The following is a 20,008-nucleotide window of genomic DNA, read 5'->3' as shown; positions in this document are numbered from 1 at the left end:
GCCCCCGCCTTCGGCGACGGACGTTATAACTTACACATTTAAACCCCCAGGGTTTTCTCTAGCAAGAGATAACCATGAGCCTCAGAAGCAACTCCGTGGGGTTCCTGCAGCTGGCCTTTCTGAGCGTGTGCGCCATACTTCCAGGCTCCATATACCTTGTGGTCTCCAGGAACGCCATAGCCTACGCTGGGGCGGCGGCGCCCTTGGCGTTCCTGCTGGGGGCCCTGCTCGTCTTCACCAACGTGAACTCCATATACCAGTTCAGCTCTAGGGTCTCCAGCGCCGGCGGCTTCTACAAGTTCGTCGAGGCCGCATGGGGCAGGAGGGCGGCGGGCGTCATAGGGATGGCCCAGCTCCTGGCCCAGCTGTCGCCAATTATAATAACTCCCATAGCGCTCGCCTGGATCCTTGACGTGGCCCTCAGGGCCCTCTATAACATAGCGGTGCCCCTGCCGCTTCTCGTGGCCCTGGGCCTCCTGGCGCAGGCCTTCATGTTTGCCGTGAGCTACCTCGGCGTGAGGCTCTCCGCCAGGGTCGCAATGATAAGCGGGGCCGCCCAGATGGCGGCGATACTCGCTGGAAGCGTAGTCATAGTCCTGAGGAGCAGGTACCTGAGCCTCGAGCCCTTCACGATGCCAAGCGTCGGGCCGGCCGGCTTCTTCCTGGCAGTGCTCACGGGGCCCTACACGGCGTACATAGGGTACTCAACGATAGTTAACTTCGGCGAGGAGGCCAGGGCGCCGAGGGAGACCATAAGGAAGGCCATAGTCGCGGCCATAATAATGATGGCGGCCTTCTACACGTTCGTCGAGTACTCCCTGGTGGTCTCGGTGCCGCCCTCGGGGGTTCAGGGCCTCAGGTCGCTCTTCCTTCCGGCGGTGGCCGTGTTCTCAAGGTACACCGGGAGGGCGTACTCAGCCCTGGTGCTCGCCATAGCAATTTCCGGCTACTTCACTGGAGTCCTGGTGTTCGGCAGCTCCGCCGAGAGGACCATGTTCTCCCTGGCCAGGGACGGCCTGCTGCCCAGGTACCTCTGCAGAGTCCACGAGAGGTACGGCTCCCCCTCGAGCGCGTGCATAACCACCTTCGCGGTGGCAGTGGTCATGTCCCTCCTGACGGAGGCTGTCATGGTCGAGCTCTACGGCGTGGTCCGCGGGCTGCTCTACGGAATCCTCTTCTGGATAACCGTGATGAGCGTCCTCAACCTTGCCTATCACGTGGCCGTTAACGTCTCGCTCTCCAGGGTGGCCGTAAGGGAGAGGCTCAGGGGACTCGTAGCTGCCCTGAGCCACCACCTGCTGCCGGCTATAGGGACAGCAATATCGCTGGTGATAATATACTTCAGCCTGGTTGGCCTCAACGTTCCTGTGCTCTACGCCGTGCCGGCCATGGCGGCCTACCTGGCAGCGGCGATAGCCCTGGTCGTGAGGAGGCTCAGGGGCTGAGGGGCTTCTCCACCTTCTCCCAGACGTACTCCCTTCCCCTGAGGTTCTTGACCATGGCCGTCACCAGGAACAGCTGCTCCAGGGCCCAGGTCCTGGCCATGCCTAAAGTCATGGAGGCGGCTATCAACGCCAGGACCACGGCCGCCGGCAGCGAGCCCAGCGCGGCTGAAGCCGCCAGCGACGCAAGCGACGCCAGGGCCAGCCAGGGGTTCACTAGGTGAAGGAACGACTCCCACGCCAGGACGGCCCTGTAGCCCTTGGGGGCCCTCGGCAGGTCCCTGGAGGCCCTGGCCATGTGCTCGACCAGGTGCTGGGCCCTCCTGAGCTTCCACCTGAAGTAGCCTCTGCCTGGCACGTACTCCCTGCAGACGGCGTCGGGCAGCGCTATTGACCTGAGGCCCTCCATCGCGACCCTGTGCGCCAGGTCGCTGTCGTCAGCGCCGGGCCTGAGGCCTCCAAGCTTAGTTGCTAGGTCCCTCCTCACGGCGAGGAGCTCGCCGTGGGCTATGGGGGTGCTGTGCACCTGGCTCTCACCAAGCCTGAGCACGTTGTAGAGGGACCTGTAGGTGCCCTCAACCCCCCTCGGGGGCTCCTTTATGCAGGTCACGAGGCCGACGCCTGGGGCGGCAAGCGATGAGAGGGCCGAGCGAAGCGAGCCGGGGGACCACTCACAGTCAGCGTCGGTAAAGACGACGACGTCGCCCCTGGCCTCCCTGAGGGCCCAGTTCTCGGCGGCGTGCTTGCCCGACCTGGAGGCCTCCCTAAGCACCTTGACTGGGAGCCCCCTCCCCCTGGACCACCTCTCGACCTCGTCAGCGGTGCCGTCCGTGCTGGAGTCAACGACTATTATCTCAAGCCTCGAGGGGTCCCACTGCGACGCCACGTTGTCGAGCTTCCCCCTTATTATCTTGGACTCGTTGTAGGTCGGTATGACAACCGTGACCGTGCCGCTGAAGGCGCCTTTCGGCGGCCTGTAGGCCCTCGACCTCCTTAACATTAAGGCATAGTATGCCAGGGCCGAGGCCGCGTGCCAGAGCAGCAGGGCAACGCCCGTTGCAAGCAGCAGGGCGGCGACGTACATAGCTCTCCCAGGCCTTGCTACGCTCCGAGCTTAAAGGCCTGGCCCCCACGCCTCACCTGATAAGGCATGAGGAGGAGCCCATACTACATTGACGTCATGCTGGGAATGCCTTACTACTACCTTGACTTCGACTGGGGCCCGCTGGGGGCCCAGGTGCCGAGGCCCGACGGCTTCAGGGTTGTCGAGGAGGTGGCCGGGGCGCCGTGCACGGAGTTCAGGCCCAGCGGCTCGGGCAACATGCACGTTTACCTTCTGACCAAGGTTGGGGTTGACCATTCCACAGCAATGAGGCTCGCCTCAAGGCTCCTGGGCTCCAGGCCCCACGTTATTGGCATCAAGGACTCCAACGCGGTTACGTGCCAGCTGGTCTACACGGTTGGGGGCAGTCCGAGGGTCAGGGAGGCCAGGCGGGACGGCGTCGAGGTCAGGTACCTGGGGGACCACAACAGGAGGGTTGAGCACACGGGCAACAGGTTCTCAATAAGGGTGGTCACCCAGAGGCTCGACGAGCTGGCCAGGAGGGTCTCGGCCCTGGCCTCAGCTAAGAGGCTTCCAGCTTACTTCGGCTACCAGCGTTTTGGCCTCGTGAGGCCCAACAGCCACGTGGTGGGCAGGGCCATAGTCAGGGGGAACCTGAGGGAGGCCCTGGACCTCCTCCTTGGGAGGCCCTTCAGCGGCGAGCCCGAGGCCTGGAGGGAGTTCAGGGAGCTCTACGACAGGGGCATGTACAGGGAGGCCCTGGAGGCCGCCCCTCGCAGCCTCTGGCCCGAGGCCAGGGTGCTCAGGGAGCTGCTCAGGAGCGGGGACCCCGCCAGGGCGGTGAGGAGGTACCCCATGCCCCCCAGCTTCTTCGTTGAGGCATACCAGTCCTACCTGTTTAACCTGTGCCTCTCAAGGTACCTTGAGGCCAACGAGGTGCCGGGGAGGATAGTGGTGCCCTCCAGCGCCTCAAGGGCCGAGGGGGCCTGCAGGGATGTTATGAATGAGGAGGGGGTCAGTGAGCTGGCCTCCAGCGAGCTCGGCGTTAGGGCCAGGGACATGGTGAGGGACTCCTTCATGGAGGTCAGGGGGCTGGGCCTCTCGGGCGAGTGGCTTGAGTTCTCGCTGGGCAGGGGCATGTACGCCACGGTGGTGCTCAGGGAGCTCCTCAGGCAAGACCCGTTAACCTTCGCCGGGTAACCTTTAAAAATAATAGTCGCCCCGGCCCAGCTCCCCCGGGCTTAAGCGATGATTAGGTGGGCGGTCCTGCTGATAGTCATCGCGGCTGTCCTCCTGCCCGTAGTCCACGCTCAGGTCGAGGTGAGCTACGTCGGCGCGGTAGAGGCGTTGAGCTTCAACGTGACCTCAGCTCCGCAGCTCCTTAAGCTGCCGCTGTGCGCTGAGCCCTACTCGTATGCGGCCTATGAGCAGGGAGTCGGGAGCCTCTACGCTGAGTACTCGAACGGCACCCTGCAGGTCTCGGTGCTCAGCCCGGGCACGGTTAACGTGAGCGTCTACCTGCCCCCCTGCTCGGTCCAGGGGGCTGTGGCCGCCTACTGGATGTACCTTCCCTACAGGACCTACGTGAGCGTGGCCAACGGCAGCGTGCTGGTCTACTACTCAGGCGCCAACGCGACCCTGGTAAACGTGACGACCCTGCTGGCCGGGCCGGGCAACCTCACGCTCTACGTGACCCCGCAGCCCGTGACGATCACATCAACAACGACAACAACTACAACTACCACGACAACGACTAGCACGACTACCACGACCACAACAACCACTACCACCACGACAACCACGACTAAGCCCGTAACCACAACCACGTCTACAACTACTACAGCCACTACATCAACGACGACCAGCCCCACGACAACCACTACCACTCCGACAACCACGACGCCGAAGCCCACGTCGGACGTCTTCAGGTACGTCACAATAGTGGTGGTCCTGGTGGCTTTGGCCATAGCCGTCTCCGTGGCCGTGACGAGGAGGTGAACCGCTTGAGGCCCAGGCAGCTGCTCGCGGCTTCACTGCTCCTGCTCATCTTGTTGGCAGCCGTCCCCCTGTCGCTCCCGGCCTCCTCGCCGCCCCCTCAGCTGAGCGCGGCCTCGACCGACCTCTCAGTGCTGAGGGCCTACGGGGCTAACGTGAGCTCCCTCAACGCCACGCTCTCCAGGGCCCTCCAGCTGTACGCCGAGGGCAACTACACCGGCGCGGAGGAGCTGAGCCTGCGCGTGATGGAGGCCTCATACCTGTACCTCAGGGCCCAGTCCCCGAGGCCCGCCCCCTGGGCGGAGGCCGCGGGCTACCTGGCGGTGCTGGAGTACCTTGCCTCCTCGCTCCGCTTCAACTCCACGTACTCTTCTACGCTGGAGTCCTACGCTGCCAAGGCCTACGCGCTGCTGTCCCAGGGCAACTACAGCGGCTCCCTGGGCGTGAGCCTCAGGGGCCTTGGGCTCGTCAGCGGGTACTCGGCGGCCATGTCATCGTCTGGCCTGTCGGAGGGTCTGGCCCAGCTTCTCTCCCTGGCCCAGCGCGACGTGCTGGAGCTGAACGCCACGGCAAGCGGCGAGGCCAGGGCAAACATGTACAGCGATGTTGAGGAGCTCTACCTGCTCGTGTCAGGCGCCAACGTCACGTCGCCGGGGCAGCTGGTCGAGCTCTACTCGCTGCTGGCCCTCATAAACAGGAGCGCCCAGCAGCTGCAGCCGCTCCTCAACATGAGCTTCAGGGAGCGGGTGGCCGCCCAGGTCTCAGCCAACTTAAGCCTCGCTGAGGGGCTCCTGGCCAGGGCCGCCAACGAGACCAGCGCCCTGAACTCCACGTACGCGGTCATAATGAAGGAGCTCTCAAACGCCTCCTCGGCCCTCTCGTGCCTTCAGGGGGCCCTCGAGGAGGAGTACCTGCTGAGGGAGCCCGGGAACTGCAGCGCCCCGAGCCTCAGGCCTGGGCAGCTGGAGGGCAACATAAGCCGGGCCCTGGCCGACGTCATTGCTGTGGCCCAGCGGCTCCCGGGCGTCAACGTGAGCCTAGGCCTCCAGGCCGCCTATGAGAACCTGAGCCAGGCCATGGGCTACCTGAACCAGACCGACCTGCTCGTAGAGCAGGCCCTGGGCAGGATGTCAACTGGGGCGCCTTCGAGGCTCAGCAACGCGTCGCTCTCCAGCGCCCTTAAGCTCATCAGCTACGTCAACGCCTCCCCCCAGGGCCCCTACGTCAGGAGCGCGACGGCCTCGCTTGAGTCCCTGGCCTCCGCCCTGGGCGAGCTCGTGGCCGTGGTTAACGGGAGCGGGGCGAACCTGAGCCTCTCGGCCTCCATAGCCAGGGCCTCCCGCGCCCAGGCCTCAGAGCTTGCCATGCTCGACTACGAGGCCCTTGGAAACACGTCCCTGGCCATAACCGCTTACATAGGCGGCAACGACGGCCTGACCATTGAGTACTCCTCGGCCTCCCAGCAGCTCGCGGAGGAGGCGCTCCAGGACGCCACGACTTACTACATATACGTCAGCGCCCCCGTGAGGGAGCTGCTGGGAAACGTCAGCGCTGCCATAGCCTCGCTTGACGGCTACATAAACTACGCCGTGAACCAGTACCCGACCCCGCCGTCGAAGTACGTCCCCTACCTTAAGGAGGCCGCTAACGCCACCATGCTGCTCTCCATGTCGCTGCTCATGGACGCCGAGGCCTTCAACGTCACGGGCCCCCAGGCGGGCGGCGCCCTGGCCAACGCTACTGGCTACCTCTGGGAGGCGGCCCCTTACGCTGTCGGCTTGAAGGACCTTGTCTACTCAAACGACCCAAGCCTGGCCCAGCAGCTCTCCCAGGCCGTCGCTGACCTCGGCGAGCTGAGCTACGCTGCATGGTCATCCCTTCTGCTCGGGGAGGCCCTGGGGCAGGCCTACCTGGGCAACTACACCGGCGCCTTAATCCTGGCCAACGCCTCCGCGGCCAAGGCGGCGGGGATAGGCAACTACTCAGCCGCCGTGAGGGGGACGCCCAACCTGCCGTGGCTCAACGTGACGCTCCTGGCGGCCTCGAGGGACGTGGAGGCAATAGTAAACGTCAGCGCGCCCCTGCAGGGGCTCCAGGCCGAGGCCCTTGAGCAGGTGAGCCAGGTGGGCTCGTGGGCCTCCCAGGCTTCAGCTGACTGGAGGGCCCTAAGCGAGACCCTCTACCTTGACTCCGAGGCGGCGGGCTACGCCGCCGAGGGGAACTACAGCGAGGCTGAAGCCTACGCCTCAAGGGCCGAGGCCCTCGCCCAGGGGGTAACTGGCGGCGGGCCCGTCGAGCTCGTCTCGTCGCTGGCCCCGCTCGTAAGCAACCTGAGCGGCTCCCTGATGATGGCCTCCCTGAGGATGGGGGAGCTCTACTCCGAGGCCCAGGAGGACGCGGCCGCCGGAGGGGCCTCCTTGCAGGCCTACGCCTACCTGGGCCAGGCGGTGGGCCTGCTAGAAAGGGCCGAGGCGGAGCTCCTTGAGGGGGGCCAGGGGTCAGCCTACGCTTTAGGGGCCTACAACTACTCGCTCAGGGCAATGGAGGTGGCCAGCGAGGCCGGCGGCGAGGTCACTGCCTTTGAGGCCCCGGCCAAGCTTATAGCGTGGGCTGCCCTGGCCCTGGAGGGGGCCTTCGTTGAGGTCAACGTGACCCAGCTCAACGTTACTGTCATCTCATGCGCTGGGGTCAACGGCACCGCCTACCTGGTCGCCTTCAGGGCCGGGGGAGGCCTCTACCTGGGGCTCTCGCCGCGGCCCCTTGAGGGCAGCGTTGAAGTGAGGGTCGAGGGGAGGCTCAGTATTATCTACCTGGTGGCCCCTGAAAGCTGAAGGCCATCCCCAGGGCGGGCGCATAACCCCTATCCCACAGGTGGGATTCTATGTGCCGCATACCCGGGTGTTACTTCTTAAATACCTCCTTGGGAACCAAGTAGCCTGGCCAAGCATAGGTGAGCCATGTTGAGATCGTATAAGGCCCTAGCAGCGGTAGTCCTGGCCCTGGTGCTGCTTGCCCCCCTGCTTGGGGCGGCGGCAGCCAAGGCCTACTCGCTGCAGCCAGGAACTGGCAAGGTATTCACCAAGGAGGTCAGCGTCAACGGCATGGTCGAGTTCGCCTTCAACCTGTCTCCAGCTTACGAGGGAGCTGCGGCCCACATATACCTCTCTGCCAACGGCCTGCCAAACGTCTACTACGGCGATGTCCCCATAACTCCCGCCTTCTCGACCAGCAACGTGACGGCCGTGATGGGCAACATTACCATATCAGCCGGCGACGTGTACAACTTCCTCATTGCCCTGAAAACTTACTACTCCTCAGAGGACGCCGCCTCCCTAGGGCTGACCGAGGAGAGGAATGTGCTCATAAACCTGACCACCCAGGGATGGGCATACGTCTACCTCAAGTACTCGACTGCCGCGCCCGTACAGTATGGAGGCTCGGCGCCAGCGATAGCGGCTGGGCCATTCATCCTGACCATAAAGCCAATGATACAGGTCACAATTAAGCCGATGAACAACCTGAGCTACGTGCCAATAGCCCAGGTGACAACGGCCGACAAGGCCTTCCTCAACGTCACTGGCGTCAACCAGCTCGCCACAGGCATAATAAGCGACTTAGTGAACGGCGGTACTACAGGCATGGCCTACGACCTATATGGCTCCTTCTCGAACTTCAGCGTGACGACCGGGTCTCTCCTGATAGCGGGTAACTATCCAACTACTTCCTCGCCATCAGAAGTCTTCAGCCCAGTCACACTAAACTACACTAAGAGCCCGCCCTCGCTGGGCATATTAGGCACCCTCACGGAATATGCAAAGCTGCCGGCCCTCACCAACGCCGTCCACCTCAAGTCGGGCGCTATGACAAGCTACTTCAACATGAGCGCCTTCCAGCTCAACGTATTTTACAACGGCACCAGAACCACCAGCACCACCAGCACCACCAGCACACAGATAACCATCGGGACGGGCAGCACCGCATACGTGAGGTTTGAGCCTAACGGCACCTACACCTACGGCACCGGCCAGGTGAGCTTCTACCCGCTGAACTACAGCCTCACGAACTACGGCGTGAACCCGTCGACCTTCAGGCCCTACGGCCTCTTCACGCCAAACACGACCTACGGGACCCTGAACATATTCCCGAGCTTTGAGGTAACCTCAGAGAACCCAGGCGTTGCCGGCCCAACTAACCAGCTCAACCCAGGCGACGAGCTGGAGTTCACGATCTACGACGTGCCTGAGGACACCACCTTCGCTGCGGTGGCGGCCATAGGCAACGACACGCTCCTGCCGACCAGCCCGTACCTCTACCCGGCTGAGGAGAACTCAGAGAGCTACTACACATCAAGCGGCTACTTCGTTACGGGACTCAACAGCGGCGTAACCTTCGCCAACTACTCGTTCACGTACATAGTGCCGCCCACGATAAGCGGCGAAGAGTCATTCTACGGCCTCATACCTAACGCGCCCTACTACCCGGCCGCCCAGCTGGGCCTCGAGTACGAGCTGCAGTACTCGCCGATAGTGGTGTCAGGATCCATAAGCCCGTACAACTTCGTAGCCAACGACACGCTCTGGTACAAGAGCGGCTCTAGCACCTCTGTCTCTGTCATCGTGTACCCGTTCTACCAGGTCTTCACCAGCAACAGCAACGGCATGTTCTACTTCAATACTACCAACGGCAACTACTACCTGCTGCTCGGCAACTACCTGCTCGTGAGGGGCTTCGGCTTCACCACGTCCCTGGCGCCGGCCGAGTACCCAGTCATGACGAGCTCAACGTACTCCTCAACGCTGGCGCCGCTCAGCAGCTCCCTGGTTGCAGCTGACAAGTACGGCGACTTCGCCTACATAAGCCAGGTGCCTGTGAGCGGCAGCCTCTACCTCAACGTGTTCTCAAAGGCCCCAGGCACCTACACCGTAACCGTGGCGAACCCGACCTACACGTCCCTGACCACGAACGCCACCAGCTTCAAGGTGCCCATAAGCGAGTACTCCGGCAACGCCATAGTATACGTCAACCCGACGCCTGAGGTCTTCGGCCCAACGCCCATAGTCACCGGGCTGCTCGGCCAGGTGATGCTGCCGAGCTTCCTGCTGAAGTACCCGTACGAGGCAACCCAGTACATAACTAACATGACCGCGCCGCTCATACCCGCCTCGGAGGGCGAGATAAGCACAGTAGTGGTCGCAGGCGCAGGCTTCACTGCCAACGTGAGCACAGGCAAGTACGGCACCGTGGTCCTGCAGTTCAACATGTCCTCGTCATCGTATTCGAACTACTACTTCGCAGGAGTGAACATATCCCAGGTGACCCCGTTCGGCGACAAGGCGTTCAGCGGCACCTGGTACGCCGGAGGCTACGGAGTGTTCTACAACGTGCCAGTGCCGAACCTGCCGGGAACCGCGGCGTACATACCTAACGCCTACGACTACGCGTACAACATAAGCATATACAACGCCTCGGTGCAGGCCGGCTCAGCGCCGAGCTACACCGGCGTCTTCGTGGCGAGGGCCGCTGACATACTCGTTGGGCAGTACTCGATAGGCTACCTGCTGACCAACTTCACGCACTACAACGGAAGCGTGATAGTCAAGCTGTCGCCTCTGCTCACGAGCCCAGGCTACCTGCTGACCCTTGTAGGCACGCCGTTCACCGAGTACGTCTTCGGCTCGCCGATAAGCTACAACACCACGTGGACGCTGAAGCACCCGTACTCGCTGCCCGTGTACATACAGGTCACCACGCAGTGCGGCCTGGTAAGCAAGCAGGTGCTCATAGGCTACGTGATCAACGGCACCCTGTTCAACCCGCAGCTCAGCGGCGTGGGCTCAACTCTGCAGGCCGGCGTGACGCTGCAGCTCTGCCCAGGCTACAACACGATAAGCGAGAACATAACTGGACCATACGTGCCGCAGACAGCTAAACCGCCGGTCAACGCGACCAGGACCATAGCGCCGGGCGAGGTGACGCTCTACTTAGTGCAGACCCTGCCGGCGTACCCAGTGCAGGTGCAGGTTGTGGCCCCCGCCTCGGCCAGCGGCTCCCCGGTTGAGGTGCTGGTGCCCACCGAGGTGCCGGTGCTGGGCCTGCCGGCGACCTTCACCTCCGACTTCTTCGTGCTCTCGAAGCCTGTCATAGCCGCCTACATAAGCACGCCGACCGGCGTGGAGCAGCTGCCGCCCTCAGACATAATGTACGTGGCCACGATACCGGGCTACTACGTGTACTTCATAGTACTGCCGAGCAACGTGACCGGAGGGACCCTGGCTGTTACCGTGACGCAGACCGCCACGTACATATTCACTGGCAAGCAGTTCACGGGCGAGGCGGCCGCGGCGACTGGCGTAGTGCAGGTCAACACAACCGCTATACAGGCTGCCCTCAACAAGTTCGAGAGCCAGATAGGCTCGCTGCTGCAGGGACTCAACTCAACGGTCAGGAGCGAGTACGCGGGCCTCTCATCGCAGCTGAGCAGCATATCATCGCAGGTGGCGGGCCTCAACGCCACGATAGCCAAGGACTACGCCTCCATGGCCTCGATGCTCAGCGGCCTCTCAACCCAGGTCTCAGGCCTCAACTCAACCATAGCCTCCGAGGCCTCCATGCTCTCGTCAGAGATAGGCACCGCCGAGTCCACGCTGAGCGGCTACATAGCCGGCAACTTCAGCGCGGTGAACGCCTCGCTCAACACGCTGGAGACCGACATAACTAACCTGGGAGGCCAGCTGGGCGCCATAGCAAGCAACGTGGAGTCCATAAAGGGCACCGTTAACACCGTGGCCAGCGACCTCAGCGGCATATACTCGTCGCTGCAGAGCGTCAACAGCACCCTGAGCTCCGCCGCCTCAACCATAAGCGGCGTGGCCTCGAGCCTCAGCTCGCTCAGCAGCACAGTAAGCTCAATGAGCAGCACCGTCAGCTCCATAAGCTCAACCGTGACAAGCATGAGCTCAACCCTTAACAGCGTGAGCAGCACAGTAAGCTCAATAAGCAGCACTGTCACAAGCATGAGCTCAACGCTCAGCTCTCTCAGCAGCACGGCCTCGGCCGCTGAGAGCGAGGCCCACAGCGCGGCCTCAACGGCGGCCTCGGCCGCGACCTACAGCCTCGGCGCGCTGATAGTCGCCATAATAGCCCTTGCCCTGATAGCATACGTGGCCTTCGCCAAGTTCTGAGGGCCCTAACTTAACCAAATTTTTCTTTTTATTATTTTTATATTTTTATTTTAATTTTCTTCTTCCCGTCGCCTGGCAGGGCTCCACTTATTTAACCCTCCAGGCATCAAGGCAACCCGTGAGGCGCTTTGGCCAGGAGGCTGTTCGTCCTGGGCCTTGACTCGCTGCCGCCGTATGTCCTCTACGAGGGCCACGACGGCGGGGGCTTCAAGTTCATAAGGGGGCTCGTCGAGGACTCCGCCAGGTACCTCATGAGGACCTGCCACCCTCCCATAACCGTGCCCGCCTGGATGGTCATGTTCACGGGGAGGAGCCCGGGCGAGCTGGGAATCTACGGCTTCAGGCACAGGAGGCCGGGGACCTTTGACTCCTACGTGGTCACGTCGCAGGACGTGAGGGAGCCCGCCATATGGGACGACCTGGGCAGGAGGGGGCTCAGGTTCGGGCTCTTCGGGGTCCCCCCGACGTACCCTCCCAGGCCGCTCAACGGCTTCATGGTGACCGACTTCAACACGCCGGGCCCGCAGAAGCCCTACACGTGGCCGCCCTGGCTCAGGCAGGAGCTCCAGTCCAGCGTGGGCGACCCGGTGTTCGACATCGTCTACAGGACCGAGGACAGGGACGCCGCCAGGAGGGACCTGCTGGCGATGGTTGAGAACCACGGCAGGATAGTGAAGTACCTGGCCGAGGGCAAGGCATGGGACGCCTTCATATACGTGGAGATAGGCATAGACAGGGCCCACCACGCCTTCTGGAAGTACTTCGACGAGAGGCACCCAAGGTACACCTACCACGAGGTCTACAGCAGGGTGATACCGGAGGTCTACAGCAGGGTCGACTCATGGCTTGAGGAGATGGCCCGGGGCCCCCTCAGGGACTCGATAATAGTGATAGCCAGCGACCACGGCACAAAGTCGATGCACGGGGCCTTCGCCATAAACCAGTGGCTCGAGCAGGAGGGCTACCTGAAGCTTAAGGAGAGGCCGAGGTCCCCCGGCACGGACCTGACTCCAGACATTATAGACTGGGACCACACCAGGGTCTGGGCCTGGGGAGGCTACTACTCCCGCTTCTTCTTCAACGTGAGGGGCAGGGAGCCCCACGGCATAGTTGGCAGGGAGGAGCTGGAGGACCTGGTCAGGGAGGTGAAGGGGGCCGTCATGAAGATAAGGGGGCCTAACGGGGAGGCCTGGAGGAACGAGGCCTACGAGCCGCAGGAGATATACCCTGTTGCCAAGGGCGACGCCCCGGACCTCACGGTTTACCTAGACGACCTCAACTGGAGGCCCATAGGCACCGTCGGGTGGCCCTCAAACTACACGGACAGGAACGACAAGGGGCCTGACGACTCCATGCACGACTGGCTCGGGGTGCTCTCGGTGTACGACCCGGAGGGCACGGTCAGCAGGGGCGACATGGGCGTAATAGACATAACCAGGGTCAGGGGGCTGCTGGAGGAGCTCTTGGCATCCCGCTGAGGGCACCATCGCAGAGGGGCACGTCGCCGACATATATCAGCCTGTTCCCCTCAAGCCTGAACTTGTGGGCCTCCACCCTGGCCCCCGCCTTAACCATTTTGACGAACTGCGAGGAGAACGCTGGGTCCGTTGACCAGTTGGGGGACACGCAGAGGGCGTCGTCCCTCATTATGAGGAACATCATCACGGCCCCGCGGCCCTCCTCCCTCAGCCTGGCCAGCTCCTCTGCGTGCCTCCTGCCCCTCTCGGTGGGCGCGTCGGGGAAGAGCGCGACCCCGTCAACTACCAGGGTGCAGCCCTTCACCTCGACGTAGGTGTCGTCGTACTTGAAGTCCAGCCTGCTGTCCCCGACCCTGACCTCCGGCGTGGCATCAGGGGGCAGGAAGAGGGAGGCGACCCTGTTGTGGATCCTGCTGTCCACCACCACCCACCTGCCGTTTGACCACGCTGCCGTCACTGAGCAGGAGGTCCTCAGCCCCCTGGTGGGCCTCACGAGGACCCTGTTGCCGGAGTATATGAGCTCCCTCAGCCTCCCTGGGTCGTGGAGGTGGCACTCAGTGCCGTCATCAAGTATGACGAGGAACCTGTTGGACCTCCCCCTCACCCTGGCCTCCCTCAGGGGGCCCTCGAAGGTGTAGGCCACGTCGCCCGGCCTAATGGCCCTTCGCCCTCTCGAAGGTTGCTAACAGGCTGGAGTATATGAACTCCCAGGCGCCGGCCTCCCTGAGCCTCAGGTCCCCCGGCCTCCCCTCGCCGACCAGCAGCCTCAGCCTCCCCCTCCTGGCCTCCACGGCCGAGGGTATGCAGTAGGAGCCGTGGGCCGCTATGACCACCTGGGCCCCGGCCTCCCTGCAGGCCCTTATGAAGGTTGGCCTCCTCTCCCTGGCTTTTAAGGCCGGGTTCTCCACGACCTTCTCTACGGCAACTGAGGTGCCGTCCAGGACACCTAAGGCCATGTACTTTGCCCTGGAGGACACCGCGACCCTTCCGCTCTCGTCAAGTGGTAAGCACGCCCTCAAGCTGGCCCTGGAGCCTGAGGGGCTCGGCCGGGGCTATAAGCGACCTCCTATACCCGAGCAGCATGTTGCCAGTAGCCATGAGGCCGCCGGCGGCCCCGACCTTAGCGCCGGGGCCCAGGAGCACTGATATCGCCGTGACGGCGGCCGCCACAGCGACTATCAGCCAGTGCGGGGCGTCGTAGACCAGGTGCCTCAGGGCGCTCCTCGAGGGCGAGGCTATGTCCCAGTGCACCAGGTAGTGGTCCCTGTACTCCCTCACGTGCACCGACCTCCCGTCAGGCATTACCTTCTCCCAGTCGGCCCTCTGGCCCCTCGGCTCCGAGAGCCACCTCCTCCTGAAGCCGGAGAGCCTGGGGCTCGGCAGCTGGGACTTGAGGAGCGCCAGGTCCCTGTGAGGGGGCATGGAGAGCACGACCTTAACTACGTCGTCCCAGTTCAAGCCCTTCGGCCCACCCTGCCTGGCGCGGCTGCGGTTAATAATCCGTGCTCCCGGCAGGGCCCTGAGGGGCCTTGGCGTCGCTGCTCAGGTACGCCAGGAGGATAATGGGAAGGAGGCTCACGTGGGCCGCCTATAACGCGATGGCCACCGTTGCGAGGGGCCTCAGGCTCGTTGACCCGTCGAGGGAGGGCAGGCCCCTTGGCATAAGCGCCACCGTGATAGTTTACAACGACCCGGACTGGCTCCCCCTGGCCCTTGAGGACGCGGCCTCCGTGGCTGACGAGGTGCTCGTGGTGGACTCCTCCGACCCGTGGGACGAGACGGAGCAGGTGCTTGAGGACGCCAGGTCGAGGCTGGGCGTGAGGGTGGTCAGGCAGTACCCTCCCAGGGGCTACGCCGAGGCCAGGGAGCTGGCTCTCAGGGAGTCCAGGTACAGGTACATACTTGTCTGGGACTCAGACTTCATAGCCTTCGAGGGCCTGGGCAGGGCCCTCAGGGACTTCGTGGAGGGCGAGGGGAGGGACAGGTACGTGCTTCTCTACTGGCCCTTCATAACGCTCTGCGGCGACCTGAGCCACAGGTGCAGGGCTGACAGGCTCCACGAGGAGCACTGGGCCTTCACCTACTCGAGGAGGCTCAGGTACCTGTGGGACGGGAGGTTCGAGTACCTCTACGCCCCGCCCTACTACTTCAGGAGGAGGCTCTCGTCAAGCCCCATGGGGCTCCACCTCACGGGGGTCAGGAGGCCCGAGAGGGTGGCGGTGAAGAGGCTCATGCCGAGAGCTGACTTTTACTCAATAGCCTCGACCCAGGGGGTTGGGAAGGCAATGGAGGCCGTCAGGGCTGAGGCGAGGAGGCTCTACGGCACCGACGACCTCAGGGAGGTGGGCCTCAGGATCATGGAGGAGGACGCCAGGGGGAGGCCGTGCTTCGACGTGGGTCTCCTGCCTAGCAAGGTGCTGAGGCGGGCCAGGGAGATAGGGGTGCCCCTGGGCTCCTGCGGCTCCAACGCTTAAAACTAGGACCAGGACAACGCCCTCGGGAGGGGCTTGCTGCAGGAGGCCGTGGTCGCAGTAATATCGTCGCTCGTCGCCATGGGCTCAGTGATGGCTTTAGAACCATCGTGGATAGCGGTGGCCAGCTCAAGGGGGCTCGTGGGCTCCGACATGAACAAGCCAGACAGAAGGAAGGTGGCCGAGGCGGGCGGGCTCTGGGTCATAGTGGGGGCCTCCCTCGGCCTCCTGGTCATGGAGGCCATAAACACCTTCGTCAACGGCTCCCTCTACAACCCGGTGCCGCTGTTCTCCATGCTCTCCCTCCTCATGCTCACGGGGCTCATAGGGCTCCTGGACGACATACTTGGCTGGAAGAAGGGCATACCCCCCGCGGTGAGGGTGCTGTCAACCATACCCGCCGCCCTGCCGCTCATGATAGCCAAGTACAACGCCTACATAGTTCACGTGCCGATACTTCACGTGCTCTACCTGGGGCTTCTGTTCCCGCTCGTCGTGGTTCCAATAGGCGTCATGGGGGCCTCCAACGCCTACAACATGATAGCCGGCTACAACGGCCTGGAGGCCGGCATGGGGGTGGTAATGCTTGCCTTCACGGCGGCCTTCTCCATAGTCAAGGGCCTCTGGCTCACTGCGTACCTCTCGCTCATAATGATGGCGGCCCTCCTGGGCTTCCTGTTCTACAACTGGTACCCTGCCAAGGTGTTCCCGGGCAACACGATGACTTACGCGGTGGGCGCCTACTACGCGGGCATAGTGGTCCTGGGCGACATAGCGGCCTTCGGCCTCTTCATGTACATGCTCTACTACGCGGAGCTCCTGCTCTTCATAAGGGGGCTGATGCACGGCGTCTACAAGGAGAACTTCGGCAGGGTGCGCCCTGACGGCTCCCTAGAGCCCCCCTACGACAGGTCCTACAGCCTGACGCACCTCATGATAAGGCTTCAGAGGAGGCTGAGGGGGAGGGCCACTGAGAGGGGGGTCACGGTTGGCCTCATGGCGCTGCAGGCCGTAGTCGGCGCCGCTGCCCTGCTGATATTCCTCAGGCTCTCCTGAGCTCGTAGACTATGAAGGCCTCGGAGTAGGCGGCCCTCTGCCTTGAGAACCTCATGTAGCCGTCGGCGTCGCCGGCGACGAAGAACGGCGGGTCCGTGTCAAGCACCTTGACCTGGCCGTTTGAGAAGACCCTGCCCCTGTAGTACTCAATGGGCCTCCAGGTCCAGGAGTCCACGTAGCCGGGCCCCTCCAGGCTGACGTCCTTGGCCTCGTCGAGGCCGAGCCTCCTGGCCAGCTCTGGGGCCGTGACCCTTGCGCCTTCGCTGAAGTACACCCTGTCCACCTCCTTGAACCCGAGCGACAGGGCCAGGGCGTTTGACGGCACGTTCCTCTCGCTCGCCATGACCCTGAACACCTTGCCTCCCGTGAGCTCCATAACGTACGCCGCGAGCTGCCTCCCGACGCCCTTCCTCCTTATGTCGCTGCTCACCCCGATGCCCTCCATCCACACGGCGTCCTCGAGCTGCCTGGCGTGAAGGACGCCGACGATCCTGTTGTCGGAGTCAACAGCCTTTATGAAGTAGCCTTCTCTGAGCCACCTGTCGAAGGTGGCGTTTATGTCGACGTGGCTCAGCTCGGGCGCACCCCTCAATATGGACAGCACTGCCTCCCTGTCATCGGCAGTGACCCTCGCGAAGGAGACCTTGACCCTTGAGAGCACGCGCACCACCTTGGTTTAAGTTGCATACAGCTCACGCTTACAGTTTGCATTGGATCTATTTATTTTTTCCCAGCGACCGCTGGGGCCAGCATTAAGACTTATAAGGCTTGTATCGAATATTCGAGTTGGGTGAGCGATATGGGCTGGTGGAGGTTTGGGCGGTGGGGCGGAGGGCCCTGGCCAGGCCACGGGCCCTTCTCGTACCTGCCCCCGTGGGAGAGGCCCGGCTGGGCCATGGCGTGGTACGGCTACTACGGCTACTATGATAAGGACTCAGAGCTCAGGGCCCTTGAGGCCTACAGGCTCTACCTGGAGGACCTCAGGTCGTGGGCCGACGGGCAGCTGAAGGAGGTTGACAGGAGGATAGCCGAGCTGAAGGGCCAGCAGGCCAATGCTTAGGTCCCTAACCTTTTTTAAGTTCTAGCCCCCTGAGCTAAAGGTGAAAGGGGGCTCCATTGAGTGTTAACGTGAATATGATAAGCAGCCAGCAGATTATAACAACGTTCCACCAGTACCTGCAGAGCCTGCACCTCAGCATATCGACTTCGAGGGCCCTAATGGCCTACGCCGCCGGGAGCGCCATAACTGTTGGCGTGGCCCTCGTGGTGGAGCTGGTGATAATACTTCACGGCCTCCCCAGGGGCAGGGCGCAGGGGGCCAGGCAGCCCCTGCCCGCAACCCCAAGGGTCTCAGTGATAGTGCCCACCTACAGGGAGGGCGAGAGGGCCCTCAGGGCGGTCAGGTCGCTCCTTAACCAGGACTACCCCAGGGGCCTCTATGAGATAATAATAGCGGCCGAGGCCGACGACCCAACAGTTGACGGCGTGCTGAGGGCCCTCGGCCTCAGGAAGGTCAACGGCTCCGAGGCGACAGTGGATGGCGTCAGGGTCAGGCTTTCCCTGGGTGACGGGAGGACCAGGGGCAAGCCGGCGGCCCTAAACAGGGCTGAGTCCATGGCCACGGGTGACATAATAGGGGTCCTTGACGCCGACGGCGTCGCTCCCCCGGACGCCATATCAAGGGCCGTGTCGGCACTCGCGTCAGGCTACTCCGCGGCCCAGCTGCCCAGGGAGGTGGCCCTGCCGCCTGAGGCCAGGAGGACCTTCGCTGGGGCCCACATGAGGGCCCAGGCGGCGGAGATGAGGCTCTACAACCAGTTCCTGGCGCCGGCCCTGATGGGCTTCACGGGCTCCGCCTGGATAACGGGCTCCGGCTACTTCGTGAGGAGGGAGGACCTGGAGGCGGTGGGCCTCTGGACTCCCTGGGCCCCCACAGAGGACCTGGACCTCTCGGCTAAGCTGCTCAGCAGGGACATGAAGGTGGCGTTCCTCAGCGGCAGCCCTGTAGTCGAGGAGCCCCTGACCTCCATAAGGGCTGTGATCAGGCAGAAGGAGAGGTGGGTCAGGGGGTCGATGCTGGCCACCTTCACGGCCCTCAGGGGGGTCAGGAGGACGTGGCCCCTGCTGCTGTTCCTCATAATGCCGGCCTGGGGCTACCTCATAACTCCGTGGCTGGGCATGTTGGCCGTCGCCAGGCTTCACCCGGAGCTGCTGACGTGGACCCTGGCCTGGTCAGCCGTGTGGCTGGTGCCGAGCGCGGCGTACTACATAATCGCCGTGGCCAAGGCTGGGAAGGCCGTGAGGCCCCTGCCGGCGGCCATAGCCCTTTACCTGCTCGCCGGCCTCGTGGCCCTGCCAAAGATGGCCTTCAGGAGGTACGAGTGGAGGGGCTCAAGGTCTTAGTCTCTCCCTCATGTAGCTGTAGGTCAGCCTGAGGCCATCCTCGAGGCTCACCCTGGGCTCCCAGCCAAGGCTCTCCCTGGCCCTGCTTATGTCGGCGCAGCTCCTCCTTATGTCCCCCGGCCTCGGCTCCCTGAACTCGGGCCTCAGCTCAACGCCCGCCACCTTAGATATGAGCCTGAGGAGGTCCAGGACGCTCACCTCCCTGCCCGTGCCCACGTTAAAGGGCCCCGTGGCCCTCCTCCTGACCGCCTCGACGAAGGCCCTGGCGACGTCGTCAACGTAGACGAAGTCCCTCGTGTTGAGGCCGTCGCCGTATATCACCGGCCTGAGCCCCCTTATGGCGGCCTCCATGAAGTTGTAGATCACGCTCGCATACGGCCCCCTCCTCATCCCTGGGCCGTAGACGTTGAACAGCCTCAGGTAGGAGGACCTCAGCCCGTAGTCCCTGTAGGCCTGCTCAGCAAGCTGCTCGTCAAAGAGCTTAGTGAGGCCGTAGAGGCTCGTGGGCCTGAGCGGCGCGTCCTCCTTAACAGGGACGTCGCTGACGTCGCCGTAGACCGCGGCGCTGCTGGCGATAGTTACGTAGGCGTCGAGCCTCCTAGCCATGTCGAGGACCTCCTGGGTGCCGAGCACGTTGGCCCTCACGGCCCTCGAGGGGTCTTCCCTGGCCTCCACGACGCCCGAGACCGCGGCCAGGTGGACTATGGCGACCTCGTCGCCCCTGGCCATGGCTTCCACGCCCTCAAGGGCCCTCCTGTCGGAGACGTCACCTATGACGAGCCTTGCGCCGGCGGGCACGTTTTCCCTGGCGCCCGAGGACAGGTCGTCAACAACTATTACATCGTGCCCCTCGCTGAGGAGGAGCCGGGACAGGTTGCTCCCTATGAAGCCGGCGCCCCCGGTCACTATGAACTTCAAG

16 protein-coding genes are annotated in these 20,008 nt (G+C 63.3%); 10 read left to right on the top strand and 6 right to left on the bottom strand.

Annotation, left to right across the window (positions count from 1 at the left end):
• Nucleotides 1-74 precede the first annotated feature (74 nt).
• On the top strand, nucleotides 75-1,445 hold the full coding sequence (locus ACZ5OO_RS04550; RefSeq protein WP_464077929.1) for an APC family permease: 1,371 nt from the start codon (nucleotides 75-77) through the stop codon (nucleotides 1,443-1,445).
• Here the strand turns inward: ACZ5OO_RS04550 and ACZ5OO_RS04545 are convergent.
• Nucleotides 1,435-2,526, bottom strand: coding sequence for a glycosyltransferase (locus ACZ5OO_RS04545; protein ID WP_464077928.1), 1,092 nt, complete (start codon nucleotides 2,524-2,526; stop codon nucleotides 1,435-1,437). The two genes, ACZ5OO_RS04550 and ACZ5OO_RS04545, sit on opposite strands and share 11 nt — an antisense overlap.
• Nucleotides 2,527-2,592: 66 nt before the next feature.
• Between ACZ5OO_RS04545 and truD the strand changes: the two genes are divergently transcribed.
• The 5 genes from truD to ACZ5OO_RS04520 all read left to right on the top strand — a co-directional run bounded on the left by truD (nucleotide 2,593) and on the right by ACZ5OO_RS04520 (nucleotide 13,159).
• Nucleotides 2,593-3,705, top strand: a complete 1,113-nt coding sequence (gene truD, locus ACZ5OO_RS04540) for a tRNA pseudouridine(13) synthase TruD (RefSeq protein ID WP_464077927.1) — start codon at nucleotides 2,593-2,595, stop codon at nucleotides 3,703-3,705.
• A 48-nt stretch (nucleotides 3,706-3,753) separates the two neighbouring features.
• Nucleotides 3,754-4,503, top strand: a complete 750-nt coding sequence (locus ACZ5OO_RS04535; RefSeq protein WP_464077926.1) for a hypothetical protein — start codon at nucleotides 3,754-3,756, stop codon at nucleotides 4,501-4,503.
• 5 nt (nucleotides 4,504-4,508) lie between these two features.
• Nucleotides 4,509-7,331 carry a hypothetical protein gene (locus tag ACZ5OO_RS04530; RefSeq protein ID WP_464077925.1) on the top strand — a complete coding sequence of 941 codons (2,823 nt, stop codon included), beginning with the start codon at nucleotides 4,509-4,511 and terminating at the stop codon, nucleotides 7,329-7,331.
• Nucleotides 7,332-7,460: 129 nt separating this feature from the next.
• On the top strand, nucleotides 7,461-11,681 hold the full coding sequence (locus tag ACZ5OO_RS04525; RefSeq protein ID WP_464077924.1) for a hypothetical protein: 4,221 nt from the start codon (nucleotides 7,461-7,463) through the stop codon (nucleotides 11,679-11,681).
• 128 nt (nucleotides 11,682-11,809) lie between these two features.
• Nucleotides 11,810-13,159: an alkaline phosphatase family protein gene (locus tag ACZ5OO_RS04520; RefSeq protein WP_464077923.1), complete on the top strand. Its 1,350-nt coding sequence runs from the start codon at nucleotides 11,810-11,812 to the stop codon at nucleotides 13,157-13,159.
• Here ACZ5OO_RS04520 and sfsA read toward each other — a convergent pair.
• From sfsA to ACZ5OO_RS04505, 3 genes are read right to left on the bottom strand one after another with little or no spacing between them, the layout of a single operon-like run.
• A complete protein-coding gene (sfsA, locus tag ACZ5OO_RS04515; RefSeq protein ID WP_464077922.1) occupies nucleotides 13,122-13,802 on the bottom strand; it encodes a DNA/RNA nuclease SfsA in 681 nt (226 codons plus the stop codon). The genes ACZ5OO_RS04520 and sfsA overlap by 38 nt on opposite strands.
• A gap of 10 nt (nucleotides 13,803-13,812) precedes the next feature.
• Nucleotides 13,813-14,178 (bottom strand): NifB/NifX family molybdenum-iron cluster-binding protein, encoded by a 366-nt coding sequence (locus ACZ5OO_RS04510; protein WP_464077921.1) that lies wholly within the window; start codon nucleotides 14,176-14,178, stop codon nucleotides 13,813-13,815.
• Nucleotides 14,156-14,617, bottom strand: a complete 462-nt coding sequence (locus tag ACZ5OO_RS04505) for a hypothetical protein (RefSeq protein ID WP_013265990.1) — start codon at nucleotides 14,615-14,617, stop codon at nucleotides 14,156-14,158. The genes ACZ5OO_RS04510 and ACZ5OO_RS04505 overlap by 23 nt, the downstream gene beginning before the upstream one ends.
• Nucleotides 14,618-14,688: 71 nt before the next feature.
• Here ACZ5OO_RS04505 and ACZ5OO_RS04500 point away from each other — a divergent pair, with 71 nt between their 5' ends.
• Both ACZ5OO_RS04500 and ACZ5OO_RS04495 read left to right on the top strand, forming a co-directional pair.
• On the top strand, nucleotides 14,689-15,633 hold the full coding sequence (locus ACZ5OO_RS04500) for a glycosyltransferase family 2 protein (RefSeq protein WP_013265989.1): 945 nt from the start codon (nucleotides 14,689-14,691) through the stop codon (nucleotides 15,631-15,633).
• Nucleotides 15,634-15,666: 33 nt separating this feature from the next.
• Nucleotides 15,667-16,686, top strand: coding sequence for an MraY family glycosyltransferase (locus tag ACZ5OO_RS04495; protein ID WP_464077920.1), 1,020 nt, complete (start codon nucleotides 15,667-15,669; stop codon nucleotides 16,684-16,686).
• On the opposite strand, the gene ACZ5OO_RS04490 is transcribed toward ACZ5OO_RS04495, so the two are convergent.
• A complete protein-coding gene (locus tag ACZ5OO_RS04490; protein WP_464077919.1) occupies nucleotides 16,673-17,347 on the bottom strand; it encodes a GNAT family N-acetyltransferase in 675 nt (224 codons plus the stop codon). The genes ACZ5OO_RS04495 and ACZ5OO_RS04490 overlap by 14 nt on opposite strands.
• Nucleotides 17,348-17,485: 138 nt before the next feature.
• On the opposite strand from ACZ5OO_RS04490, the gene ACZ5OO_RS04485 reads away from it, so the two are divergent.
• Both ACZ5OO_RS04485 and ACZ5OO_RS04480 read left to right on the top strand, forming a co-directional pair.
• Complete coding sequence (locus ACZ5OO_RS04485) at nucleotides 17,486-17,746, top strand: DUF5320 domain-containing protein (protein WP_013265986.1); 261 nt, start codon at nucleotides 17,486-17,488, stop codon at nucleotides 17,744-17,746.
• A 56-nt stretch (nucleotides 17,747-17,802) separates the two neighbouring features.
• A complete protein-coding gene (locus ACZ5OO_RS04480) occupies nucleotides 17,803-19,089 on the top strand; it encodes a glycosyltransferase family 2 protein (RefSeq protein WP_464077918.1) in 1,287 nt (428 codons plus the stop codon).
• On the opposite strand, the gene ACZ5OO_RS04475 is transcribed toward ACZ5OO_RS04480, so the two are convergent.
• Nucleotides 19,078-20,007: a GDP-mannose 4,6-dehydratase gene (locus tag ACZ5OO_RS04475; protein WP_464077917.1), complete on the bottom strand. Its 930-nt coding sequence runs from the start codon at nucleotides 20,005-20,007 to the stop codon at nucleotides 19,078-19,080. The two genes, ACZ5OO_RS04480 and ACZ5OO_RS04475, sit on opposite strands and share 12 nt — an antisense overlap.
• Nucleotide 20,008 lies beyond the last annotated feature (1 nt).

It is taken from the genome of Acidilobus aceticus (genome assembly GCF_055392325.1).
Note: the sequence above shows the minus strand (reverse complement) of the source record. Positions and strands in the feature narration are given on the sequence as shown.